At 43.1% G+C, this 25,563-nt stretch carries 19 protein-coding genes and 1 pseudogene; 1 reads left to right on the forward strand and 19 read right to left on the reverse strand.

Annotated elements, in window-relative coordinates:
- Positions 1 to 5: 5 nt before the first annotated feature.
- From EV207_RS18085 to EV207_RS18170, 19 genes and pseudogenes are all read right to left on the reverse strand, one after another.
- A complete protein-coding gene (locus tag EV207_RS18085) occupies positions 6 to 929 on the reverse strand; it encodes an ROK family protein (protein ID WP_132747559.1) in 924 nt (307 codons plus the stop codon).
- A 14-nt stretch (positions 930 to 943) separates the two neighbouring features.
- Positions 944 to 1,966, reverse strand: a complete 1,023-nt coding sequence (locus EV207_RS18090; protein WP_132747560.1) for an SIS domain-containing protein — start codon at positions 1,964 to 1,966, stop codon at positions 944 to 946.
- A gap of 18 nt (positions 1,967 to 1,984) precedes the next feature.
- Positions 1,985 to 2,929, reverse strand: coding sequence for a 1-phosphofructokinase (pfkB, locus tag EV207_RS18095; RefSeq protein ID WP_132747561.1), 945 nt, complete (start codon positions 2,927 to 2,929; stop codon positions 1,985 to 1,987).
- 4 nt (positions 2,930 to 2,933) lie between these two features.
- Positions 2,934 to 3,788, reverse strand: coding sequence for a class II fructose-bisphosphate aldolase (locus tag EV207_RS18100; RefSeq protein ID WP_132747562.1), 855 nt, complete (start codon positions 3,786 to 3,788; stop codon positions 2,934 to 2,936).
- Between the two features lie 86 nt (positions 3,789 to 3,874).
- On the reverse strand, positions 3,875 to 4,615 hold the full coding sequence (locus tag EV207_RS23765) for a GntR family transcriptional regulator (RefSeq protein WP_279389205.1): 741 nt from the start codon (positions 4,613 to 4,615) through the stop codon (positions 3,875 to 3,877).
- 163 nt (positions 4,616 to 4,778) lie between these two features.
- Positions 4,779 to 5,537 carry a carbohydrate ABC transporter permease gene (locus EV207_RS18110; RefSeq protein WP_243647141.1) on the reverse strand — a complete coding sequence of 253 codons (759 nt, stop codon included), beginning with the start codon at positions 5,535 to 5,537 and terminating at the stop codon, positions 4,779 to 4,781.
- Between the two features lie 81 nt (positions 5,538 to 5,618).
- Complete coding sequence (locus tag EV207_RS18115) at positions 5,619 to 6,527, reverse strand: carbohydrate ABC transporter permease (RefSeq protein ID WP_424511387.1); 909 nt, start codon at positions 6,525 to 6,527, stop codon at positions 5,619 to 5,621.
- 77 nt (positions 6,528 to 6,604) lie between these two features.
- Positions 6,605 to 7,861: an ABC transporter substrate-binding protein gene (locus tag EV207_RS18120; protein WP_132747564.1), complete on the reverse strand. Its 1,257-nt coding sequence runs from the start codon at positions 7,859 to 7,861 to the stop codon at positions 6,605 to 6,607.
- Positions 7,862 to 7,911: 50 nt separating this feature from the next.
- Positions 7,912 to 9,057: a Gfo/Idh/MocA family protein gene (locus EV207_RS18125; protein ID WP_132747565.1), complete on the reverse strand. Its 1,146-nt coding sequence runs from the start codon at positions 9,055 to 9,057 to the stop codon at positions 7,912 to 7,914.
- A gap of 427 nt (positions 9,058 to 9,484) precedes the next feature.
- Positions 9,485 to 9,568: pseudogene (locus EV207_RS23970) on the reverse strand (PH domain-containing protein); the annotation flags it as partial.
- 211 nt (positions 9,569 to 9,779) lie between these two features.
- Entirely contained in the window at positions 9,780 to 13,700 is a 3,921-nt protein-coding gene (locus EV207_RS18130) for an endo-alpha-N-acetylgalactosaminidase family protein (protein WP_132747566.1), read from the reverse strand.
- A 161-nt stretch (positions 13,701 to 13,861) separates the two neighbouring features.
- The gene (locus tag EV207_RS18135) at positions 13,862 to 15,601 is read right to left on the reverse strand and encodes a glycoside hydrolase family 35 protein (RefSeq protein WP_132747567.1); all 1,740 of its coding nucleotides are present in this window, start codon (positions 15,599 to 15,601) and stop codon (positions 13,862 to 13,864) included.
- 34 nt (positions 15,602 to 15,635) lie between these two features.
- A complete protein-coding gene (locus tag EV207_RS18140; protein ID WP_132747568.1) occupies positions 15,636 to 17,144 on the reverse strand; it encodes a sulfatase family protein in 1,509 nt (502 codons plus the stop codon).
- Between the two features lie 47 nt (positions 17,145 to 17,191).
- Positions 17,192 to 18,019 carry a carbohydrate ABC transporter permease gene (locus EV207_RS18145; protein ID WP_132747569.1) on the reverse strand — a complete coding sequence of 276 codons (828 nt, stop codon included), beginning with the start codon at positions 18,017 to 18,019 and terminating at the stop codon, positions 17,192 to 17,194.
- A gap of 12 nt (positions 18,020 to 18,031) precedes the next feature.
- Positions 18,032 to 19,003 (reverse strand): carbohydrate ABC transporter permease, encoded by a 972-nt coding sequence (locus tag EV207_RS18150; RefSeq protein WP_207902970.1) that lies wholly within the window; start codon positions 19,001 to 19,003, stop codon positions 18,032 to 18,034.
- Between the two features lie 63 nt (positions 19,004 to 19,066).
- Positions 19,067 to 20,503 (reverse strand): ABC transporter substrate-binding protein, encoded by a 1,437-nt coding sequence (locus EV207_RS18155; protein WP_165887003.1) that lies wholly within the window; start codon positions 20,501 to 20,503, stop codon positions 19,067 to 19,069.
- Positions 20,504 to 20,900: 397 nt separating this feature from the next.
- Complete coding sequence (locus EV207_RS18160) at positions 20,901 to 22,730, reverse strand: acyltransferase family protein (protein WP_132747571.1); 1,830 nt, start codon at positions 22,728 to 22,730, stop codon at positions 20,901 to 20,903.
- 646 nt (positions 22,731 to 23,376) lie between these two features.
- The gene (locus EV207_RS18165) at positions 23,377 to 23,763 is read right to left on the reverse strand and encodes a VOC family protein (protein WP_132747572.1); all 387 of its coding nucleotides are present in this window, start codon (positions 23,761 to 23,763) and stop codon (positions 23,377 to 23,379) included.
- A gap of 77 nt (positions 23,764 to 23,840) precedes the next feature.
- On the reverse strand, positions 23,841 to 24,884 hold the full coding sequence (locus EV207_RS18170; protein WP_132747573.1) for an LCP family protein: 1,044 nt from the start codon (positions 24,882 to 24,884) through the stop codon (positions 23,841 to 23,843).
- 194 nt (positions 24,885 to 25,078) lie between these two features.
- On the opposite strand from EV207_RS18170, the gene EV207_RS18175 reads away from it, so the two are divergent.
- Positions 25,079 to 25,381, forward strand: coding sequence for a hypothetical protein (locus EV207_RS18175; protein WP_132747574.1), 303 nt, complete (start codon positions 25,079 to 25,081; stop codon positions 25,379 to 25,381).
- Positions 25,382 to 25,563: the final 182 nt, after the last annotated feature.

Raw genomic sequence — 25,563 nt, forward strand, 5'->3', positions numbered from 1 at the left:
CAAGTTCACTGCCTTTCTATTAAATCCTGCTTTTCGTTGTTTCTGAGCGTATACCACACTGCCCCCTGCAAACCGGCATCACCTTTATAATGACTTGGCCAGATCCGCTCCAATGCATCGTTTTGGATAGGGTTTTGAATCAAAGGAGTCATCTTTTCCTTCACCAGCTCAACGAATTGCGGCTGGTTATTCATCACCCCGCCGCCAAGTACAATGACATGGGGATCTATGACTGAAATGATTTGATGCAGGCCGCGGGCAATATGTCCTGCGGCATTACCGATAATAGCTGATGCCCTTGGATCGTTATTTTTGTATTGATCCATCACTTGCCTAGTCGTCAATGCAGTATTATCAAAAGTCCGGCTTGCCTCTTTTTCTATCGCCGGACCTGAAGCGAGATTTTCAAGTGTCTTGACTTCGTCCTCATGGTTCAGGACGGTAAAACCTATTTCCCCTGCCATGCCGGCCCCGCGGATAAACCTGCCTTCATGAATAATACAGGCTGAGATCCCAGTGCTTACAGTGAGATAGACAAACGTTTCCTGCATAAGTCTTCGTGCCTGCCATTCCCCATAGGCTGCCATATACACATCATTTTCAATAGCAATGTCAGCTTTGGGAAAGACCTCTTTTAACCTTGAAACCAAAGGGAAATGCCGCCATGACAGATTATTTTGATAGACCGCGAGTCCTTTTACCGGATCGACTTTACCAGGAACACCGATACCAATATGCTGGATATCATTTTGTGGTGTATCGGCTTCATCTAGTACATTCGAAAACGCTGAAAGTAATGATTCAAATAATGCTTCAGAATCATGCGCGGCGCTTTCCACTTGTGTCCTGGCAGTAAAACCGGCTTTTTCATGTGCAAGTGCTGCAGCAATCTTCGTTCCGCCGATGTCGGCTGCTAAAACATGAGTCATTGCAGTCCCCGTCCTTATGCTAGATTTACCGTGACAACCTGGGTTAAATTCCGAGGCTGATCCGGATTATAGCCTAATTTTATGGCGCGATGGTAAGCCAAAAGCTGAAGGTGAGGGATGTACAGCACCAATCTGTTTCGGTTAGCAAGTGATGCTTCCAGCTGAATAGTATAATCTGAAGTAAAGGTTTCCGAAACCGGTCCGATTGTCAAAACCTTACCGCCAACCTTTTGTATATCGCGTACCAGATCTTGGTCAAGAGCTTCAGTTTCAGGCTTTGACAGCAATACAACAACGGTTGACGCATCAACAATTGAGATCGGGCCATGACGAAATTCAAGGTTGGAATAGCTTTCACACTCTGTTTGTGTCATCTCTTTTAACTTCAGTGTCGCTTCCTTCGCAATACCATTGTAATAACCTGACCCTAGGAAAACAAACCGCTGATATGATAATTGATCAGCCACTTCCTTCGTTTTTTCCCAGTTATCCAGAAGGCTGCCTGTCAGCTTTGGCACAGCTTTTAACTCATCTAGATCCTTCGCAGATGCTGCCTTTTTCGCTGCGAAAATTTGTAAAGCGTAGAGCATGTTCGAAAAAGATTGTGTCATCACAACACTTTTTTCATTAATGTGGTTGAGTGCAATGCTTTGATCTGATAGTTTTGCAATCTCACTTTCACCATGGCACGTGATCGAAAGTGTCTCGACATTAGGACGGCCTTGCAAAAATTTGAGAGCCGCAATGATTTCTGATGTTGTGCCAGAACGGGAAATCGCCATAACCTGATATTTCTTATTACCTGAAAGGACAGAGTCCGTGTCCAAAAAGATCTCCGAGGCAGGAAGAGCAACTGCGAATTCCCCTGTCACCGCCTGAAAATACCGGGCTGCCGAAGCAGCAAGATAAAACGATGTACCGCATCCGATAAAGAGATGCATGTCATACTGGTTATTTTCAAAAGATTGATTAATTACCTCATTAAAAGTTATTTGCAATTGATTTGCCTGATCTAAGATTTCATGATCCGTATGCATCAATCAAGTCCTCCCTTGTTAACTAAGAATATTATCTATTTTCTTCACAACAACTTGCTTTCTAAGCTCTTCCAGATCCGTTAATGCCACTTGACCCGCTTGCGGCATCATAGCATTAGCCGAACCGCATGCTGCTGCCAATAGAATGACGTCCCGGGCTGGAAGGTTTTGATAAAAACCCGCCGCTAACCCCGCTACCATCGCATCACCGCAGCCAATGGTGTTGACAGCATTAACAACCGGCGCCTTCACATGAAAGACTTCGTCCCGAGTAAAAAACAAAGCGCCTTCTTTCCCAAGCGAAAGGCACACATATTGAATGCCCTTTTGAATGAACATTTTGCCTGCTTCCAACGCTTCGCTAAGGGACAGGGTTTCTTTATTAAGCCACTGTTTTAATTCACGTTCGTTTGGTTTCACTGCAAAAGGTGCCTTTTCCAATCCATAGCGAAGAGCTGCTCCGCTTGAATCCAAGATAGCCTTTGAACCATTTTGCTTTATGATATCGATGAGCTGCCCATAACCGTCAGCAGGGACGCCTTGTGGTAGGCTGCCTGATAAAGTCATGATAGTACTCTTCTTTGCCGCGGCATCTGTAAAATGACATATTTTCTCCCAGTCTTCTGAGGAAATGTTTGGCCCCGACTCCAAAATCTCAGTTTCCTCTTCCCGCTCATTATCAATAATTGTCAGACATGTCCGGGATTCGCCTTGGATGCCGATAAACTCATGGCCCACCCCTCTGTCTTGTAAAAGGGCAGAAATGACTTTGCCATTGTTTCCGCCAATGAATCCGCCCGCTGTCACCTCCAACCCCAAAGAGTGGAGAACCTTGGCGACATTAATCCCCTTTCCCCCTGGTTCAATATGGACATCTCTTAACCGATTCGTTTGCCCTATGGATAGCGTCTGCAAATAGTAGGTTTTGTCTAAGGCGGCGTTCAATGTCAACGTTGTAATCATGGCATCAAACCTTACACGTACCCTGAAGCATGTCTATTTTTGCCTTTACGAGATTCGTAACCCTGTTTCTCGCTGGAACAAAAACTTTGCGCGGATCATTTTGCTCTGGATGTTCATGAAAGAAACGGCGGATTTCTTCAGCAAAGACATCTTTTAATTCAGTTGAGAAATTGACTTTTGTCACACCAAAATCTAATGCTCTTTGGACACTGCCGGCAGCAACACCTGAAGCGCCATGCATGACAAGCGGACAATCTGTACGGTTATAAATGTCATCAAGCAAATCGAATGCAAGCTTTGGCTCTTCCTTGTACATGCCGTGAGCGGTGCCAAATGCTGGGGCAAATGAGTCAATATTCGTTTCTTTGACAAATTGTTCCGCCGCATCCGGATCGGTCAATAAAGCCTTCACATCTTCTATCACCAGGTCATCCTCGACTCCGCCAATTGTACCGAGCTCTGCCTCAACAGGGACACCTGCTGAATGGGCAGCCTCCACGACTTTCTTAACCAGATTGATATTTTCTGCAAAAGGCAATGTTGAGCCATCGATCATGACAGAGGTATAACCAGCCCGCAAGCACTTTATTACCGTATCGTACGAGTCGCCGTGATCTAAATGTAAAGCAACAGGAACTTTCGCTACTTCAGCAGCCGCTTCGGCCATTGCCTTCATATAGTTGATGCCAACATACTTAATGGTACCCGGCGTCGTTTGCAGAATAACGGGCGCACCCAGCTCTTCTCCACCGGCGATAACCGCTTTAATGATTTCGAGATTATGTGCGCCAAAGGCACCTACAGCATAATGATTTTGATAAGCATCCCGTAAGATCTCTTTCGTTGTCACGAGTCCCATCTTTCCACTCCTCTACTATCAATGGGTTGTTGGTACAAGTAAATGTATGAAGAACTCACAGCCATTTGGCTATGAGAGTTTCAACGTTAGGTTAATTCTGTGTAAAAGCGGCACCGGTCGCCGCGGACGATAGATCGGCAAAATTCTACCGGAGTGCCGTTCACTTCGTAAGCAATACGTTCTAACAATAAAGCTGGAAGACCTTCTTCGGTCTTAAGATATCTGCTCTCTTCTTTGCGTATTAATACCGGTTCAAAAGCCTCTTTTGCCCGGCTGACGACAACGTTGAATTTTTGTTCAAGTAAATCGTACAGCGAAACTTGACCAACATTATCCAATTGGTTCAAATCTGAAACGACACGTTTCGGCAAGTAAGAGGATTCTAAAATAAATGGCTCGTCATTCGCACAGCGAAGACGCTTCATTTCCACCACCGTCTCCCCTTCATCCAATTGCAGGGCTTCCCTTACCTTTGGATCAGGTTCCGTCTCATTTACTTTAAGGATAATATCCTTGGGGTTCATGCCTTGGTCTTTCAGCACTTTGCTGAAGCTGTAAAATCCCATCAGTGATTGCTCGAGCTTCGGCTTGGCCACAAACGTGCCTTTCCCTTGTATCCGATAAAGAATACCTTCTTGAACAAGCTCCTCTATTGCCTTCTTCGCAGTGTTTCGGCTCACATTATATTGGTCCATCAATTGATTTTCAGATGGAATTTTGTCACCGGTTTCCCATGACCCGCTGTCAATTGACTTTTTCAGCCTATCCTTTAATTGATGGTACAACGGAATAAAGCTTCCATGTTCCAATGGTTCCATTATCTTCATCTTTCCTCCAAGTTTAATTAACGCATATCGTCTTTTTCCTTTAATATTTAGAAAGTTAATTAAATTTATTATATCCATCAATACTTATCCTGTCAATCCAACAAGCTTGATTTCATCCTTATTCTTCCTTAGCTCAGGCATCAGCAATCCCTTTTTATTATTTTTATTTTGATCCTGTGATCGAAATACCTTCAATAAATTGCTTTTGAAGGAAAATAAAGATTAAAATCATTGGCCAAATAGCCAGTACCGTCCCCGCCATTAAGATCGCGTAATTTGTATAATGTTGACCCTGGAGTGATGCAAGTCCAGCAGATAACGTCATTTTGTCCGGCGAACTATTTACAATTAACGGCCATAATAGGTCATTCCAGCCCCATAAAGAAGTAAAAATCGCCAACGCCAACAATCCCGGTTTAACTAATGGCATCATAATGTGCCAATAAATTTGGAAGTGATTACAACCATCCAACCTTGCTGCTTCTTCTATTTCTTTTGGCAGAGACATAAAAAATTGTCTTAAAAGAAATGTTCCAAACGCACTGAATAATCCCGGGACAATCAGAGCCTGTATAGTGTTCAACCAATCCAATTTTGCCATTATCATATATTGCGGCAAAAGGAATACTTGTCCAGGAACCATTAAAACGGCTAACATCAGAATGAATAAGAAATTCCTTCCGGGAAACTTAATTCTCGCAAATGCATAAGCTGCCAGCGAACAAAAGATCACTTGTCCAATGACCTTAGCCAATGTTGAAACAATGGTATTCCAATAGAACGACAGAAAGGGCAGACTATTAAAGACATTTAAATAATTTTCCCATTGGAATTTTTCGGGGAAAATAACGGGTGGGACTTGTGTAGTTTCCCCGAAGGTCTTCAATGAAGTTAATACCATCCAGATAAAGGGGAAAACCATAATTATTGCGCCAATAATGAGAACAATATGAATCAACCCTTTACTGCTTTTCGATGCATTTGGCAATATCATCGCCTCCCTTTACTCGTAATGTACCCACTTTTTTTGCAACTTTAATTGGACTGCAGTGATAATTAAAATAATAATCAGCAACACTACAGCAATTGCCGCTCCATAACCTTTATCATTAACGACAAAAGCAGCATGATAAAATAAGTAAACCAGCGTTTGGGATTCTTCAATAGCATTATTATTTGGCCCTATCATCATTAGAATAAGGTCAAATACTTGAAAGGCACTAATTAAAGACATAATGGTAACGAAAAAGATCACAGGTGAAAGCATCGGCAATGTAATTTTGAAGAATTTCACAAAAGGTCCTGCGCCATCAATCGTTGCCGCTTCATAATAAGTGGTCGGAATCCCTTGTAAACCCGATAAAATGATAACCATGTTATAGCCAATCGTGCTCCAAATCGCAACAATAATAACTGAGTAAAGTGCAATATTTGGATCTGTTATCCACCTAGGTCCGCTTATAGAAAAAAAGGATAAAAACTGGTTAATTAAGCCGTAGTCCGAATTATAGAGCCAGCGCCATACCATGGCAACAGCGGCAGGCATTGTTACTACCGGTAAAAAATACAAGGTTCTGTATACAGTCAGCCCCTTTATTTTTTGATTGAGAAGGACTGCCACGATAATGGAAATTGCAATGCCAACAGGCACAGTTATGACAACAAAAATTAACGTATTTTTGAAAGCTTCTAAAGTCACCGGATCATGAAAAAGTCTTTTATAATTTTCTAGGCCGATCCAGCTATGATTACCGAATGCTCCCCACTTTGTGAAACTGAAATAAATAGTTTGAATCGTCGGCCATAAATAAAAGATTCCCAATCCGATCATGGTTGGTGCTATCATTAGATAGCCCCAAAACCAATCGGAATAACAGGGTTTGGATTTTCTCAATTTTGGTCGAGGATGCAGGTTTGTCTCAATGGTATGGCCTTCAACCGCTCTTTCCGATGTTGTCAAATGAACACCTCCCTTTTGGCAGTTACGTTCTAATGCTCTTCCGCCAAATCCTTATTCATTTTTTTAGCCAATGTTTTGGCCGCCTCATCGACAGGTATTTCTAATCCCCAAGCTTTATTAAGGATTTTAGTTTCATCATCCCACCATTTTGATGTGTTTTTTGATGATGGAAGTGGTACAGCATATTTAGCGCTGTCTATAAAGACTTGTAAATTTACATTCGGATTAGATTTCACCCACAATTTTTGCGTTCCGTTATAAGCTGGAATCACCGTGCCAGATTTAGCTTGTATAAGGGAAGCCTTTTTTGATCCTAGAAACGCTAAAAACTCTTGTGCTTCTTTTTTATGCTGAGTATTAGCAGCAACAACATTTGCTAAGCCATGAATAATGTTTGCTTTTTTCTTGCCTTTTGGCAATGGTGCGACGTCTACTTTGTCTTTTGTGTATTCGTTTTGTTCATATTCAATCTGCATCCAAGAGCCATCATAGATCATCGCTACCTTTCCCGATTCAAACAGTGCGCTTGGAGTTGTTTCTGTCATTTGCGCTTGTGTCGGCGATGAACCGTCCTTAATCATATCAATCCAAAACTTGAGGCCGCCAATGGTTTCGGGTTGGTCATATCCTGATTTTTTCTTATCATCCGAAATGACATATCCACCGTTTTGATAAATCGTATTATAAAACCCCGCTTGATTTTCCATTCTCGCGGCAATTCCCCATACGCCTTTCTCCTTATTGGTTAGTTTTTTTGCTGCTGCTTTTAATTTATCCCAATCCCATGTTTCATCTGGATAAGGAATGTGGGCTTCATCAAATAGTTTCTTATTATAAAAGAGACCTATTGTATCAAAGTCTTTCGGAATTCCATAAGTTTTCCCTTTAAATGTATAAAGGTTTACCAAAGCCTTGGGATAATTCCCTAAATTAACTTTGTCCTTCTTAGTAAGATTATTGATTGGCATTAACATATCATTGGAGGAATATTTTATAAAATTCGGGCCATTCATCCAAAAGACATCTGGAAGGCTTTTTCCTGTAGCAGCCGTTTCCAACTTTGTCCAATACTGATCATATGGTGTAACCTCAATTTTTACATTAATTTCAGGATGCTTTTTTTGGAATTCATCGACGATTTTTTGCATAGCCGGTTTTTGATTCTTATCCCATATGCCATACCTAAGTGTTACTTTACTCGAACCTGAGCCTGACTCACTATTGGAGCATGCGCTTACGAGACATAGCAAAAAGACACTAACCAAAATTAAGCAAAGCTTTTTCATTTTTAACCCTCCCCTATTTTTTATAGAAAGTAAACAGTAGTTGCCACCTTTTAAATTCTTACCGTTCTTTGGCTAACGTCTACAACCTTACCTCCAGCCCGAATCGATTCAGTCGCCGCACACCCGACCGCGACACTCATTCTTCCTGCAAATGGAGATGTTAGCGGTTCTTTGTTATTTGCAACCAATTCAATAAAGTCATCGCAAATTTTCGGGTCAGCTCCGCCATGACTGCCAGTTTGTTTCTTAATCTCGTAAGTCATATCACTGTGCTCACGCCAGGAATTCGATTTCCGTGTACGGACATAGACTTTTCCTTCTAACTCGTTGTTCTCCATCCGGCCTTCTGTACCAATGAAGGTATAATTCCTTTGGTAGTCCGGTGTAAAGTGACATTGTAAGTATGAAGCCTTAATCCCACCTTCAAGCTCCATGATCACCACATTATTATCTTCAACATCAATCTCTTCCCTGAACGCACATTGAATCAGCGTGTCTGGGCTTGCTTCAGTGCACGTATCCTTTACGTCACAGGTCGGGCACGTTAAATCATTTGGTTTATCACCGCCGAAGAAATCAAGTCCGCCAAAAGCGGAAACTTTTTTGGTATATTTTCCAGTAATCCAGTGGATCACATCGATATCGTGCGAGCCTTTTTGCAATAACAGCGATGTGGTATTCTTAGACGCACCATGCCAATCGTGATAATAAAAATAGCCGCCAAGCCCCACAAAGTGTCTGACCCATACCGCTTTGATGTCTCCGATCACACCAGAGTCAACGATCCCTTTCATCGTTTGGAACATATTCATATAGCGCATGTTGAAGCCAACCATCAGATGCTTGCCGGTTTTCTTCGCTGTCTCTATAATGTGGTCGCAGCCTTCAACCGTAATCGCCAAAGGCTTTTCGCAATAGACATGCTTTCCCGCCTCAAGCGCAGCGACCGCATGCTCTTCATGCAAAAAGTCAGGTGACGTAATCGCAATCGCATCGATGTCTTTCCTTTTGAGTAATTCTTTATAATCCGTTGTAACAAAAGCACTGTCATTAACTTTTTCTTTAAACGTTTCTAATCTATCCACTGAAACATCAGCAGCCCCAACAACAACTGACTTTCCGTCCGGGTTATGCCAATACTGGGCAATCCCGCTGCGAAGTCCTGCTCCTATAATGCCGATTCTTACTTTTTCCATCCTCTCAGCTCCTATTATTCTAGTTTGGTTATCTCCTTTTTGGGATGTTCACCCGACGGCGTTCACCTCCTTAAAGTTGGAAAATATCTCGTTATGTTCTCCGGGATTGACCACACTTAATACTCCCCTTTTAAGTAAACGCTTTCTTCTTAGCATATCAAAAATATAGCCCTAAAGAGGAGTCCTTACATTGTGTTAATGGGTTGTAGGTACAAGTTTAGTTAAAAAACAACACCGACGCAACCTCTGTTTTGCAGATAATTTTAACTAATTAAAATATACACTTGAGCTCGTTCACCTGTCAACCCAATAAGTTAATAAAACCTTTAACGAAGCAGATATAATGAGGAGTGACCTCCCTAGAGACTGTGACGAGCCAGGTGGAGATCACTTTTTTCTCTTGCTTATTTAAATTAATTGTTGATATATCGTAAGTAATCTCTGAGATTTTAATAAGAGCTTTATATACATCTTTTAACTGTTCAATGTACTTTTTGTAGACATCAACAGAGAAAATCCTTCCCCCTCGTCCTTTGGATCACTTTGGTGTCTTCATTACCCTTCAGACCGACGACTGCGTCCTCTTCGGTGATTTCTGCGTCGATTTCGCGGGACATTGCGTCCTCATGATCCCGATTTTTCTACAACTGTACAAAAAGTACCCAATAGGCGACTTTTTCAAATCTACACTATCGGGTACATTTTTGAACCTTCAATTTTTCCTATTCACAAATAATGCGGGCGTTTGCCCAATCGGCATGATCGCTGCCATTGCCGTTGCCGCCATCAGTCACGATCAGCTTAAGTTTGTCCACCCCTTTAACATCAACATCGACTGATTTCGTCTTAGACACAGCTGTCATCATACCGCTGTCGTAAAGTTTTTTGCCATCACCCCACACCTGGAAGTCGACGCTTGCGGCTGAATTGTCAGTCATCTCGTCATCAACGCCAACCTTGGCAGCAAAGCTTGAGCAGTTGCCGCCCAAGAAATACTCGATGTCTGACGCGGCATGGGCACCAAGTCCTTTCTGGAAAGTGGCGCCATTCAAGGTTAAGGCTTGACCATCATTCTTACCATTTCCTCCATTGCTCATATCCTTTTCCACAGGACCCCATCCATTGGACGCATTGATCCAGGCAAGATCACTCAGCCAGCTGTCTTTGGTTGGAGGCGGTGGAAGAATCTGTACCGTTTTGACGGCCGATGTGCTCGCTCTCTTATCGTTCCATAAGAAGGTTGCCTTACCCGCTAAATCATACGAACCTTGTGTAGTCGATTGATCCGGTGTCACGTTCCAAGTTGCTTTAACCGTTTTACCAGGACCCACTTGTTCAAACGAAGTGTCCGACACAGGTTTCACAGACCAACCCTTTGGTACATTAAGATCAAGAGTTACATCTTTCTCAGGCTTGCTACTGTGATTTGTAAAACTGCCTGTCACCTCGGCCGGAATGTCGGCACTTATTGAACCGGAGTCTAATTGCAGTTCACCTGTTGGTGCTGCTGGGCACTGATTTGATTCTTTTGCCGTCCCAAGATCTTCAACAGAGAGGTTGTCGATCGTTAATGCTCCCGAACCTCCAGGTGACGTCACACCAATGTAATATTCTCCACACTCTTCACCGCCGGTTGTGACCGTTTGTGTGTAAGTACGGTGTGGCGCTGAATATTGCGGCGGAAGACTATCAGTCCAGCCTGCAGGTTTTTCACCCGTTGCCGAAGGCGGACTGTCAAGCGGCCGATCCGTCGTTGCCTGCAGCTTATCACTCACAATTTGCGAATTGTTATGATCAGATTGAACAACAAAGTTAAACAAGTTAGATGCATCGGCTTGATAATCAAATGTCACCTTATAGGTGTGATTCGGATCGAGCCGCAATGTTTGGCCAAGTGTTCGGTATTGCATGCCTTTTCCTGGATTCAAGATCTTTAATGAGCGCTTGCCGGAAATCGTGTCCCGGGTATAGCCTTTATGCAATCCAGACAAATGGATCGTCGGGTCACCGCTTGCATGACCATAGACAAAGGGCCCCCAGCCTTGATCGACATGTTCAAAATCTTCATAGTACGTTTTTCCATCCTTATGCTGGTCCGCGCCGTTGTTTTCCACAACACGCACATCGGCAAATTGTACTAACGCGCTGCTATCACCGGCTTCCGTCTTCAAATAAAGCGTCGCTTCACCTTTTTTATTATTCTTTGGTACGGTAAACAAGACTTTCATTCTTTGAAAATGACTTCCTTGCCGCGGGTTGGATGCCGTATACTGGACAGCTGGCGACTCGTCCGTCCAATTGCTGACGTTTTTTCCGCCGTAATCTTTGACACCGATCACAGCCTTCCGTTTTCCTTTAACTTCTACCCAAACAGATGCTGAATAGGTATTGCCTGGCTTTAAACCTTTGATCCTCTGACTGACGGTACCTTCATTTGTTCCAGCAAACTGTAAGTTCTGATAGCCCCGGTCATCAGTGACAACCGAGATGCCGCCGACATCGCCTGATTTTGAAGACCTTTTCCAATCCTTAAAGCTATGGCTGAAAAAGTGCGGGTCCTTGACGAAACCGCCTTCACCCCAGTCCATCTTTTGGCTCTTGCCATCTTTCGTATGGCCGTGGCCTTTAACGGGCTGTTTATAAATAACGTAAGGCGTGTCCTTGTCAGCTTTAATGGTTACTTTTCCATCCTTAACTGACAGCTTTTTCACAAACTTCTTGCCGGTATCCGTCAACTTATAAAGCACAACCTTTTTCTCTTTTGCCCAGCTATCAGGCAATTGCCATGTGGTCGTTCCGCCTTTCATATTCCAGTGATAAATTTTTGTCTCTTTTTTCGGATCCCATGGTAAAAATACATCGCTGCCATTCATGACAAGCTTATTATCTTTGAAAATCTGAATTTTCCCGTCCGTTTTGGTGACATGGACATGATCTTTAAAATCAATGCGGTGATCTGACCATTTCACTATCGGGAAGTTTTGCATATACTTAGTAGGCAGATTATTCGTAAAGACCCGCTTTGACCACTTATTTATATCATTCTGGCCCATCCAGCCCATAAAGCTAAGGTTGCTGTCACCCATTAGCATGGCATCCTTCTTCACCCAAACATCTTTATATTCGTTATAAATGAAGCGTAGGATCTTACTGTTAACGCCAATGCCGTCATACTGATTAGCCCTGTGATAATATAAGGCATTTGGCCACATATAGTCTTCGAATTCGGTATGGACACCCCATCCCAAGTTATGGATCGTATCTGCGACTTCATGAGCATCCCAGCCTCTGTCAAAATAAACATCAACATAAATCCATGACAGGTTCGGAACATCCTTCTTCAACTCTTTAATCCGCTTTTGGAATGACCCTTCAGCAACATCTTTCTTCTGATTGATTTGATAGGATTGGTCCATCCAGGCCCAACCTTTCTTAAGATTGTTGGTCAGGTCCCAGCGGAAATTCTTTGCTTCCGGGTACATTTCCTGTTGGTTGATATGCACCCCAAAGCTGGTATTATATTTTTTCCCTTGGTTTACTAGGTATTTTAAGTCTTTTAACCCGCCGGCCGCCTTATTATAATGGTTGCCGTAATCCGGATGGGAGCTGTCGTGGCCCTGATCTTGATAACCTTTGAGAAGAATGGATTGCCCCAAACCATCCGTCAAGAGGTAACTTTTTTTAACTTCATCTAACGTCCGCAAGAAGGGATGTGTCGGTTGGCTGGCAATATTAAAAGCAATTTGATTAACGACATCATGGTCGATATCCTTTGACCCTTTTGGCAATGTCATGATATCCCGGAAAGCTATCGCACCGTCTTGCCAGTCTACCTGGTCATCACTGTTCTGATCATCGGTGAGGACAACCTTTTCCCATGGCAGGGCAACAATCTTGCCGTCACCCCCTCTATATGTCCATACGCCGCTCCACAGCCCTGTTGCCTTGTAACTGCTGCTATCGGTTGTTTTATATAACAGCCGTGACTGGTCGCCAAGACTATTCGTTGCTAGCGCTGCTGCCAATTGATCCGTATTAAGGATTGCCATCGTCGCTCCACTCGCATCCTCATCCGTTGGCAAATCAGCAATCTTCCTATACTGGTCGATCGGATCATGGTCACCGTATGACCCATTGAAAGGAAGTCTGGCACTTGCCATTTCCGCATTCGGCTGGTTGCTGTGAACAGCGATGATGCTTTGATCAGGGAAGCTCAGCGTATTAACCTTAGCAGCTCCCTTTTCTTCTATTTTTGTGACTTTAAAAGATAGAACATTACCGGCGACCTCGAGCCGGATCGTCATATTGACATCAATCTTGGAGAAGGACAAGTGATAGATCACCGCATCAGTCGCGGTTTTCGATGTAACGGTCGGATGGTATTCCTCCCCGTTAATTCGAACAGTTGATAGTTTGTGGTCTTGGCCATAAAGAATAGCGCCATTTTTATTCCACTTATACTGAATGACGCGGGGAAAATCTTTGTCGACTTGAACAGTAAGGTCTTCCGACGTGATGGTTACCGTATTTTCTTTTGCAAAAGCTTGTCCTCCGCCGATTCCGGGTAGCCCGGGTATGGAAAACAATGCCAAAAGGAATACAAGACCTAATCCTGCTAAAAAAACTATGCGGCCATTTTTCATCGGTTCGTTCCCTTCCTTTCGTAAATTTGTCTTTCAAAAGAGCGGGTCATTCTCCGAAGCACCTTCACCTCCTTCATTTTATTAAATTAATTAATTTAATAAAATAAGTTGAGTATGACCAGCGGATATACCCTTCCGCTGATCGAAGTGTTAATATTCAATTATCCCAGATCCGGTTTTTCCTGAAATATGACTTCTGGTTTATCCATGCCATGTAATTCGAAAACAACAAGTTTATTTTTGCCTTTATTCAAAAGAGGGGCGGGAACATATAATGTTTTTTGCGGTCCGATTTCCCAGTAGCGGCCGAGATTGAAACCATTAATAAAAGCAGCGCCTTTTGTCCAACCGGGGAGTTCAAGGAAAGTATCCGCAGCCTCATCGATGCCGAATGACGCTTTATAAAACGACGGCCCCCGTTTTTTGCTAAGCGTATTAAAGGAGAGATTTGTGAGATCGTCCAGAGGCAACGGATAAATCGTCCAATTATACAGAAACTGCTGGCCAAGTCGCACACCTTCAGTAATACCTTTGCGATCCTTAAGATAGGGGCCATAATTTATTCGTCCCATATTTTCAACAAGAATATCTAACTCTGCACCGTCCTCCCCCACTTCAATGTCTAATTCCCCGCCGTTTATGCGGTCGATCACACCAATATATGCTTGATTGACAAAAACAAGTGCTCGGTCACGAACATCCTGAATGGCTAATCTGGCAGGCTCCCTAGGACCTTTTATCGTTGTCCGATATAAAGTAAAACCAACATTTTGCCCCAGCTTTTCCATCGATTCTGGATGGGTCCTTTGCAAAGGACTTGCGATCTTATTAAGGGAATCGAACAGGCCAGCTTGAGCTGTTAAGTGGACAGCGCCGTATGCTTTCTTTGGAATCGGAGCAGGCAGTTCCGGCGGTGTCACACCTGTATGGCGAGTCATAACGTCCCGTACCTTATAATATTTTGTAGTCAGATCTCCCGATTCAGAGACCGGACAATCATAATCATAACTCGTCACCGTCGGCTGGTATGCGCCACCGTAATTGGCACCGTTATAAAACCCAAAATTGGTCCCGCCGTGAAACATATAAAAATTAACAGATGCACCCTCTTTCAGGATCGTCTCAAAAGAATCCACAGCATCCTGGGGATCACGGGTATGGTGCTCCTCCCCCCAATGGTCGAACCATCCGTTCCAATATTCCATACACATAAGGGGCTGATCTTTCTGGTATTCTTCCAGTTTGGCAAACGATTCTTTAGGCTTTGAACCAAAGTTGACTGTTTCTAAAACGCCCGGCACCATTCCACCTTGAAGCATAAATCCCTCAGGGCCATCGGATGTGAATAATAATACATCAATACCACGGGATGTGAGCCCGTCTCTTAGATATTCAAGATACTTTGTATCATTGCCGTAACTCCCATATTCATTTTCAATCTGCATGGCAATAATGGGTCCGCCATTAGTGCTGAGCAAGGGTTTTAGCTTTTCCATTAACACGTCATAGTAGTTATCAATTTTTTCTAAGTATTGCGGGCAGGAAGATCTTAGGCGAGTACTATCATCCGCCAAAAGCCAAGCCGGCAGCCCGCCGAATTCCCATTCTGCACAAATGTATGGGCTTGGGCGAACGATGACAAATAAGCCAACCTCCTCCGCCGTTTTAATAAATTCAACGACATTCGCCATGCCTTCAAAACAAAACTGCCCTTCCTTTGGTTCATGGACATTCCATGCGATATACGTTTCAACTGTATTAAATCCGCAGGCCTTCAACTTTAGCAATCTATCTTTCCAATACTCGGGAACGATGCGAAAATAATGGATTGCTCCGGAAACGATTTGCATGGGTTTATCACCATGCCAAAACTCTTGATTTTTGACTTTTAATTGTGTCATAAGCCCTCTCCTTTTCTGCTAAGTCTCGCGATATTCAAGCGCCCGCTATCCGAGGCATAGGAAGTATTTCCTTGCCCAATTCCGCCCAAACATATTTCATCATAACATTCGCTTTGGTGTCTTTATAATCCTCGTCATCCCATAAATTGCAGAGTTCATGAGGGTCATTGCACAAATCGAATAGCTCACCATAACCCTGATTGTAATAAACAGTGAGTTTGTACCTCTCATCAATATAGGTTTTTTGATGCACCTTGGTCGGCTGATTTCGATATTCACAAATCACATGGTCTCTCACTTGCTTTTCTGTTCCTTTCCAGACGCCGCTTTGGTCTTTACCTGCCATTGGATGGGATGACCGAATACCCGCTAACTGCAAAAGTGTCGGTCCTAAATCAACTAAGGACTGCATCGCATGTGAGACCCTTCCAGCAGGCACGATACCAGGAAACCGCACAACAAACGGCAATTTCAATAGGTCTTCATAATGAAAACCGCCTTTGTCATGAAGACCATGCTGGCCGAACAAATGGCCATGGTCCGTCGTGAATACGACAATAGTATTTTCAGTTAATCCTAGTTCATCCAATCTATCCAGGATTTTGCCAACGTACTTGTCAACCATGCTGATCATGCCATAATAGACCGCCATGTTTTTCCTTTTTGCCTGCTCCGATACACCTGCGTGTGAATGGAAGCCAATATTACCGTAGGGTGTTTCCTTGTACATGCTAAAGTCTGGATTGGTTTCTTGTGTCATCTGGAAGTGCGGCGGATTCTTCTTATGCTCTCCTGGGACGTATTTGGGAACTGTCAAACCATCAGGATCATACATCTCATCCCAAGGCTCTGGAACTAAATAAGGAGGATGAGGGTCAAAGAAACTTGCCCATAGAAAGAAGTTATCGCCGTTTTCGTGATATTTATTTAACTTGGCACACGTTCTTTCCCCAATCCAAGGATTATAATGATATTTTTCCGGTATCGCCCACTTGTATCTCTTGGACCGATCCATATTGCCTGTCGGAGGAACAAAGAAATCCCGCCAATTAGCGCATCCTTTTTCTTCCATCCATAGTGCATAATGCTGACCGACATGAGCTTCATTTGTATGATTCCGTGCGAGCTCCACCTCCTCAAATCCATAAAAGACATCGTTAAATGCCTTCCAGAAATCCAAATTTTGAAGGATGGGATAAGCTTCCAACGACCGATGCTCTTCAGTGGATTGAAGCGGCTGGAAATGCGCTTTTCCGATTAGAGCGGTTTTATAGCCTTCCCGCATAAAGTCTTCACCAATGGTGTGTTCTTCTTCCGAAAGTTTCGTGCCTATGCTCCAAGCCCCATGCTGACTTGGATATTTTCCCGTAATAATAGAAGCTCTTGAGGGCGTGCAGGTTGGATTTGGACAATAAGCCCTGTCAAAAGCCGTCCCCTCGCGAACGAGTCTGTCAAGATTAGGCGTGTGTATTTCTTGGTTAAATGCGCCAATGGTGTTCCAGTGTTGTTGATCGGTCGTTATTAACAGTATGTTAGGCTTCATGATACCTCTCCCTCATAAGTGAAGATAAGAAATACAACCTGAAACAGTTAACCTTTAACAGAACCCGATACCCCTTCTATGAAGAAGCGCTGGAAGACGATGAAGATGATGATGACGGGTATAAGAGAAATCGTCGCAGCGGCAGTCATGCCGACCCAATCGACGGAATGCTCCCCTACAAAAGAATACATACCGACGGCAAGTGTCCGTAATTCAGGTTTATTTAACGTAAATACAAACGGAATGAAAAAGGAATTCCAAGTCCAAATAAATTGCATGATCGCGACTGTTGCGATAATTGGCTTAGACAGCGGAAGCATAATACTCCAAAAGGTTCTAAAAAAGCCGCAGCCATCCATGATCGCCGATTCCTCAAGTTCCTTTGGCAACTTGCTAAAATAGGCCATAAACAACAAAATGAATAAGACATGCGCACCGCTTGATTCGGCTAAAATAACACCGCCAAGAGTGTTCAAAAGCCCCAATTGCTTAATGATGATATATATAGGAATAATGGTGTATCCCTTTGGAATGAACATTGTGCCAGTAATAACTAAGATAAAAAGCTTCTTGCCTGGAAAATCCACCCGTGCCAGCGCGTACCCTGTTAAAGCGCACATAACTAAAATAATTAATACAGTAAAAATAGTAATGATAACTGTATTCAGAAAATAGCCGGAAAAGTTAGCCTCATTCCATGCCCTGGCGTAATTAACCCATTGAGCTTTTTCCGGTAATAACTTTAGCCCAGAACTTATCAATTCAAAGTTTTTCTTCAATGATGCGGATATCATCCAAATAAAGGGATAAATCCAAATCAGACCAATGATAAGCAGTAATATATGAAGAGAGCTCAAACTCAATTTTCTTTTCATGGCTACCTCCCGTTATGATTGTTTTGTTCTTCTGATTAACCATCCAAGCAGAAGAATAACAGCAAACACTGCCAATCCAAAAACGACCCCTGCAGCGGATGCATACCCCATCGATGGCAGCCCTGAATCTGGATTGAAGGCAAACCGGAATATATAAAGGTCAACAACATCCGTACTATAATAAGGCCCGCCTCCGGTTAATGTCAGGACTAAGTCAAAAACATGCAGACTGCTGCTGACACACAAAAGTAAAATCACCATAGCAACGGGAAGCAGAATTGGAACAATGACATGGCGCAGTTTCTGCCATAGATTACAGCCATCCATACTCGCCGCTTCAAGGACATCTTTCGGAAGTGTTTGCAGCCCTGCGAGCCAATAAACCATCATCATACCAAAGAATTTCCAAGCACCGATGACGATCAAAATAATCATGGCTGAAGTTGGAGACCCGAGCCAGTTATGAGGCTCGTCAATGAGCCCTATCGCCATCAGAAATTCATTGAGAACGCCCGTACTGCTGAATACTTTACGCATGACAATTCCGACGATAGCGGTTGTTGTTACAACGGGAAGGAAAAAGATTGTCCGATAAAATACGCTGCTTTTTTTCAAGACATTGTTCAATGCAATAGCCAATAGCAAACTAGTAGGCAACAAAAGAAGCGTAACGCCGGCCATGTATATAAATGTATTTTTAAATGCATTCCAAAAACTTGGATCCTTAAGCACTCTCGTATAGTTTTCTAAGCCGGCGAAATCATCAAGCGGACCGATTCCCGGCCAATCGAATACAGAGTATACATAGCTCATGACGATTGGATAAATAGTAAAAACAAGAAAGAACAAAAGTTGCGGAAGTATAAATAAATAGGCCCACCAGATCCGTTTTCGCCTTAATGTTTTATTATTAGCAACTTTTTTCGGTGACAGTGACATATAAGGTTTTGATTTCTTTTCCGTAATAATTTTCAGGCGGCTCACCTCCTAAGTTCCATATAATAATCCTGGGGCAGCAGGCAAATTCCGCTGCCCTCCAGGATATGTTTATTTTTTATAGGGTTCAAACGGTGTCCAATCATTGAATTTCCAGTCAGAAAGACTAATTTTATTTCCTTTGCCCTTTACCTCTTTAACGGCATTTTCAAGTGCTGTGTTTTTCTTTTCGCTCACTTTATGCAGTGTGCCTTTGACATCCCTGACTTGCCCTGTCAAATATCCCGCCAGGACATCACCGACGGTTTTTTGCGGGCCTTTTCCGCTCATTTCTGTCTCAACTTTCGTGACATTTTTATTGTGGTAGACAGGATTCGGAGCGGCAATGAATGTATCGTACTGAAGCTGGAAGGTCTTCCCTACCACATTGTCAGATGCATTCTTTTTATTAATTTCGGCAATCGGCGAAAACTGTGAGCCATTCTTAACTAAAGTTTCATAGCCTTTATCTTTCATAAACTTCAAAAATTCCTTAACCTCTTTATAATGTTTTGTTTCCTTGTTAACTAGCAAGCCGGCAGCCAGAGTCCCTTGGAAACCTAAGTATTGTTTTTTACCATCCTTTGTAGGGAGAAATGATACACCGAAATCTTTAAATCCATCTTTTACTAGATTAGATGCTGTCCAGGCCCCGTCAAACAGAAATGCCGATTTGCCACTTGCGAATAGTGCCGGGGCTTCAGCTGGATCAAGTGTTGAAGAACTTGGATGCAAGATCTTTTGATCATACATTTTTTTGAAAAATTCAATGGACTGAATGGTGCCCTTAGTATCGTATTTATAGTCGCCGCCTTTTGGAGAGTAATAAACGCTTGGCAACACTTCCGGTGAAATGGCTGAAGCCATCTGAGTCAAAGCGCCCTCCGCCACCCAAGGATCTTTAAATCCAACCAATACACCGTAGGCATCTGTCTTTTTCTCAATTTTCTTAGAAACAGCCATCAGCTGATCCCATGATTTTGGCACATCTTTTTCACTCAAACCAGCTTTTTTCAAGATATCCTTGTTGTAATACATAACAAACGAGTCCTTGTGGCCGCTCATGATTGGAAAAGCATAAATACTGCCGTCATCCATCACTGTGCTGCCCTTTGTCCAGGTCCCTTCTTCATATTTATCTTTATCATCTCCGATCACATCGTCAAGCTTATGCAGCACGCCTAAATCATACAATTTGGATACAGGCAAGGATGGGTGCGAGGCGAAAATGTCCGGCAAATTGCCGCCATTCACAGCAGCCTGAAGTGCTTGGGTATAATTTTTATTAAAGCTAGTCTGTAATTTAACCTCAATATTTGGATGTTCTTTTTCAAATTCCGGAATGATTTTCTTCTCGATAATATCAGCCGCGGACACCCAACGGATCATCATCGAAATTTTGACCTTGTCCCCTTCTCCCGATGAACTTGTATCCGAACTGCACCCTGCGATCAACAAAGTACTGATAAGTACAATCGCCATTACAAGGTATTTACTTCCCTTTATCATGATGACATCCCCTCCCATAATTTGAATCTTCCGGGCAATCTATAAAGGTCTCTGTTACCGCTTACAGATAAAGTCTTCAAGTCATGCCGGCACCCCCTTTTAATCCAAAAGAAAATTAAGTTAATAAACAAAGTTGGTGGGTCATAGGGTCAACTTATGCTAAAAAATAAAGTGCATGTCGTTAGCACATTAAAAGGCTACTCCGATTGTTTGCATAATTAAAACTAATTAAAATATACACTCAGCATGTTCACCTGTCAACCCAATAAGTTAAATTATTATATTAAGTTTGGGGACGCATCGGCTGGAAATTGTAGAGCCCCAAGTGAAAGTTGACATCACTTGGGGCTCTTCCCGGTCAATAGAACCAACCGGGCAATACGTTTATTTTATAACTCTATTTTCCAACCTTGTTAACAACATTGGCTACAAGGGAAGCATACTGCTCAGCACCCTCGGGGTTAAGATGAACGCCGTCTGGCGCGAAATAGGAATTTTTTCCAGCGCTTGCTTCATACCAATTGACAAGCTTGATGTTAGCGAAGTCTGATGCCGCTTTTTGAAGCGCTGCATTAACGGCATTTTCCCATGGACGGGAGACACGGGTATTGACCAGTACAATTTGTCTGTCCCGCCCAATTGAATTTACCAGGGATTTTAACTGCGTTTCAGTGAAAGGGCCGTTTGTGCCTAATTCTATAATCACACAGTCACCTAATTTCCCTTTAGATTTAAGGCGATCCACAACAGCCTCGCCTTCTGACATCTGCCTTCCGATATGAGCACTAATAACAATGCCCGGCAACTGGTTTTCCAAATACGGTGCAGCGTCAATTAGCACCGAATCGCCAATTGCGGTCACACTTTGTTCTTGTTCGACCGGTGCAGGTTTTTGTTGACCTTCCTGCTTTTTGCCGGTATTCTTTTTCGGTTTAGGCGGCTTCTTCTCATCTGTTGACGCCGGCTTATCCGTGGTATTCACGGATGTAACTTTGGCATGCTCAGGCTTATCGGGGCTAGGTGCGGCCATACCCACACAGGATATGCCGAAGATAAGAAAGGCACATCCTATAGCAATCCGGCTAATAATTGATAATCGGCTCCACCGCCAGCCATGAGAACGTAACTGCGTCCAAAGCTTTTTAATGGCGCCATGGCGGATAGGATCTTCAATATATCGCCATGATAAAGCGGCAAGCCCGATGCTTGCAGCAATTTGGAGCGTACACCTCAGAATATCTGTCCCTCCAGTATTTACTGCCGGAGTTGTAAGCACGATAACCGGATAATGCCAAAGATAGATACCGTATGAACGAACGCCAATCCAGCGCAGCGGTTTCCAACTGAACATTTTGGCAAGATAGCTGACCGGGTGGGCAAGTACTGCCACAAGAACAGCCGTCGCTATAGAAATAACAACCATGCCGCCTCTGTAAAGTGAAGGATCAAACTGATTAGTCTTCCAGACCATGTACAGTACTGCGATTAGTCCTGCCGTCCCTGTCAGATCTAGAATCACACGGGCTTGACGCGGCACTTTTTTTGACAGCTTTCGACTTGGCCAAACCAAAGCAAGTGCTGCTCCGATCAACAGTGAAAACATCCTTGTATCTGTACCGTAGTAGACGCGGCTTGGATCAGCGCCTGGTTCATAGAGTACCGCCATGAGCAAGGCGGAGTCAATCGCGATTAGTATTGTCAGCAAAATCAATAGGCCCCGCTGTTTTACAAATCGCAGCCCTAGATACAATAATAATGGCCAAATCAAATAAAACTGTTCTTCAACAGCAAGCGACCAAAGATTGTTGAGCGGCGAAGGCAAACCAAATTTATCAAAATAAGAGACGTTATGGAATATGAACCACCAATTGCTTATGTATAATAACGCCGCTACCACATCACCGCGCAGCTTCGCTAATAGATTATGATCAAAAAAGGTTGTCCAAGCAACAACCGCTATTAACAAGATGAGCATGGCCGGCAACAGCCGCCGCGCTCTCCGCAGCCAAAAGTCCCGAAAATCCATCCGTCCTCTTTGGTCCCACTTTGCAACGAGCTGGTCTGTAATCAAATAACCAGATAAGACAAAGAAAACAACAACACCTAGAAACCCGCCAGGTGCCCATCGCAAATTGAGGTGATAGGCGATGACTGCAAGCACGGCCAAAGCCCGCAGCCCATCCAGACCTCCCATGTAACGAGCATTACCCTTGATAGGTTCCGGCATCTCGTCTTCCTCCTATCAAAACTCCAATACTTACCTGTTTCGTAGGATTATTATGTATATTGTGGCTGATTATATTACTGCATGTCATTTTTAATCCCCCTATGCTCATAAGCAAATAACCCTTTTCTATTTTATTATAAAAGGTAGATTGAGACAAAAGGTTACAAAAAAATTACATGGTTCGACAATCGAAAAGCGAGGACGCCTATATAAAGAAAACTTGCCGATTGGCGTTCCTTTGGCGAAGACAGAGGCGTAGTTGCGACGCACAGGACGTGCTAGTACTGGCGTTGTAACAGGATGTTACGTCTTTAGCCAGTGCACTTATGTGCGTCAGAAAGTTATACTTTCTGATTAACCTAAGAATGGAGTAGCGATCGACTCACTGCTCCAAGATGATTATTTCTTTTCAGATGCAAATGCTTCCGCTGCGGTACAAAACCACTAGGGATTATCAGGAAATCCCCCCTAGCTCCGGTTCTTTCGGCAGTCTGCGGCCTCAGCCGGTGCGATTGCGTCCTCTCCGGTGATTTCTGCGTCGATTTTGCCGATCATTGCGTCTTGGACATAGGGTCTTCGGCCTTATAAATTGGTTCATCCGAAATCACTCTAATCGTTCCAATAAATAAACCGCCATTTAAGGCGGTCATCCCAAAACTGCTTTAATTCTTTCGTCTCTTTCCTTTTTGTTCAAATATTCGAAGAACCCGAGCCGATTTCCCCAAGGGTCATTAAAAGTCCCCCATTTTACCGGCACTTCTTCTCTTGAATAGATGTCAAAATTCTCAACACTAAGTTCCTTTTTTAATCTTGCACGTTCTGATTCAATATCAATGACGCCTAATCGCAATGGTCCGCTGTCTTTCGCCGGTTCTCCTTCCGCTACTTGCAGCCAACAACCCGGAATCAACTCCCATTCGGCAAAGCCACCATGGGGGACAAAATCAGGTTCCCTGTTTAGTAATGTCTGATACCATAGTTGCCCTTTATCAAAATCCGGAACACGAACTTGTACCGTCATTTCAAAGATCACCTTATATTCCCCCTTTTTTCTAAGGTACAAGAGTCCATTCACCGTAAAGCGCCATGTGTAGCCCCCTTCCAAATCTTCTATTGCCCAACTGTATCAGCGTTTGTTGTAAACTGGCTATCAGGCTTTAACCCCAGAGATCGCCGCAGTTTTTGACTGACTTCTTCCAGGCTGTCTCTGTCTGCAATATAATAGGAGGTTTGGCCAATCACCTTATCTTGACCGGCTATTTTGATCGTTTTTATAGAAGACTTGTTTATTGTTGAAAACCGTTTTTCCAAAGCATAGATTTCACTAGCCGTTAGATTGGTCTTGACGTGTTCCCCAAGGATATCGGTAATTTGCCCAACCTTAAAAATCGTCCCCGCTGAAACAGCTTGATTGATCGTTGCCTTCAGGAATTGCCTTTGCCTTTCATCACGCGAGTAAGTCGCGTTAACGGCTCTCTTTCTCATCCGTACAAAAGCAAGGGCTTCCTCACCGTTTAAATGAGCCTCACCCTTTTTAAAATAAATGCGCTTGTTATGATTATAAATATTTTTTTCCCAAAATCCTTTTTTGATATCGATATCAACACCGCCGAGAGCATCAACGATATCCCGGAAACCGTCAAAGCCGACAGCTACAAACTTATCTATTGGAATATCTAGTAAACCTTCTACCGTTTCCACTTGAAGCTTAACAGGCCCATAATCTGTAATCCCGCCATAGTAATATGCTGAATTTATTTTATGTATCCCCGTGTACTGTCCCGCATTATCAATGCTTACCCTGGTGTCTCTTGGGACTGATACCATCGTAAGGTCCTTTGTATCAGGATCCATCGTAATAACAATTTCAGTATCCGCCCGCCCGCTTTTTCCCTTCGTGGCATAGGTTTCTACACCCAATAACAAGATTGAAATTGGATCTTTCCCTAGGGTCACACCATCTTTTCTTAGCTCTGACTTATCACCTTTTCTCCCTATGTCAATCTGAGATTGGTTTAAAGCAGCTTTCGTTTCAACGAAAACATACACACCATATCCTACAAGAACAAGTATGATGACCAACAAGATTAGGAGCAGCCTCTTCCGCCACTTTTTCTTTTTCTTTTTCCGTCTCCCATCAACTCTTGATTCCAATAAAAATACCCCCGCTTTTATTTGATGTCGTTATATTATTCTAGGCAATTGGGAAGGTTTAAAAAAATCAGGAAAGTCCTTTTTCAATATAACAAATATAGGGCAGAATGACATCATTTTTTTATAGACAATTGTCAAAAGTCATGCTTATAGCATACCAATGATTGTAGGCACAAATGGAGAGGAGATTTAATATGGAAAATGTCCATTATGCTGGTCAACAGCATTATAACAACGCGAATGTTAATAACATCGTGAATCAATGCAAACAAAATTTATATCAGCCTGTCCAAGTTGAAACAACTGACGGGCAACTGCATCAAGGCATTCTTCATAGTTATGATAATGAGAAATTATATTTGCTCATGCCTCACAATCGCGATCATGAGACACAAGATGAAAGGGTTTACCCTTATAGTCCGTTTGGATTCGGATTATACGGGTTCCCTTTCTATGGCGTTAGACGATTCTGGCCGTATCGGCCGTTTTGGTGGTAATTTTCCTCATGCACGGCAAGTCCAGCACTTTATCTGTGCTGGGCTTGTTGTTTTACAAAAGGCTTTGTTAACAAAAAAGATCCTGATACCTGATTTATTCATACCTACGAGATGAAACGAGATTTAAGTCCGAAACCATACTTTTCGTTCCTCTATTGGGAAAAGGATTGCGAAATTCACTG

This window comes from Scopulibacillus darangshiensis (genome assembly GCF_004341035.1).
Taxonomy (GTDB): domain Bacteria; phylum Bacillota; class Bacilli; order Bacillales; family Sporolactobacillaceae; genus Scopulibacillus; species Scopulibacillus darangshiensis.

Coding starts and splice junctions, on each gene's coding strand:
- EV207_RS18090 (WP_132747560.1), bottom strand. CDS start 1,966: ATGCATACGGATCATGAAATCTTAGATCAGGCAAATCAATTGCAAATA.
- EV207_RS18110 (WP_243647141.1), bottom strand. CDS start 5,537: ATGGTTTTCCCCTTTATCTGGATGGTATTAACTTCATTGAAGACCTTC.
- EV207_RS18125 (WP_132747565.1), bottom strand. CDS start 9,057: ATGGAAAAAGTAAGAATCGGCATTATAGGAGCAGGACTTCGCAGCGGG.
- EV207_RS18100 (WP_132747562.1), bottom strand. CDS start 3,788: ATGGGACTCGTGACAACGAAAGAGATCTTACGGGATGCTTATCAAAAT.
- EV207_RS18130 (WP_132747566.1), bottom strand. CDS start 13,700: ATGAAAAATGGCCGCATAGTTTTTTTAGCAGGATTAGGTCTTGTATTC.
- EV207_RS18155 (WP_165887003.1), bottom strand. CDS start 20,503: ATGATAAAGGGAAGTAAATACCTTGTAATGGCGATTGTACTTATCAGT.
- EV207_RS18120 (WP_132747564.1), bottom strand. CDS start 7,861: ATGAAAAAGCTTTGCTTAATTTTGGTTAGTGTCTTTTTGCTATGTCTC.
- pfkB (WP_132747561.1), bottom strand. CDS start 2,929: ATGATTACAACGTTGACATTGAACGCCGCCTTAGACAAAACCTACTAT.
- EV207_RS18085 (WP_132747559.1), bottom strand. CDS start 929: ATGACTCATGTTTTAGCAGCCGACATCGGCGGAACGAAGATTGCTGCA.
- EV207_RS18145 (WP_132747569.1), bottom strand. CDS start 18,019: ATGAAAAGAAAATTGAGTTTGAGCTCTCTTCATATATTACTGCTTATC.
- EV207_RS23765 (WP_279389205.1), bottom strand. CDS start 4,615: ATGAAGATAATGGAACCATTGGAACATGGAAGCTTTATTCCGTTGTAC.
- EV207_RS18175 (WP_132747574.1), top strand. CDS start 25,079: ATGGAAAATGTCCATTATGCTGGTCAACAGCATTATAACAACGCGAAT.
- EV207_RS18135 (WP_132747567.1), bottom strand. CDS start 15,601: ATGACACAATTAAAAGTCAAAAATCAAGAGTTTTGGCATGGTGATAAA.
- EV207_RS18160 (WP_132747571.1), bottom strand. CDS start 22,730: ATGCCGGAACCTATCAAGGGTAATGCTCGTTACATGGGAGGTCTGGAT.
- EV207_RS18140 (WP_132747568.1), bottom strand. CDS start 17,144: ATGAAGCCTAACATACTGTTAATAACGACCGATCAACAACACTGGAAC.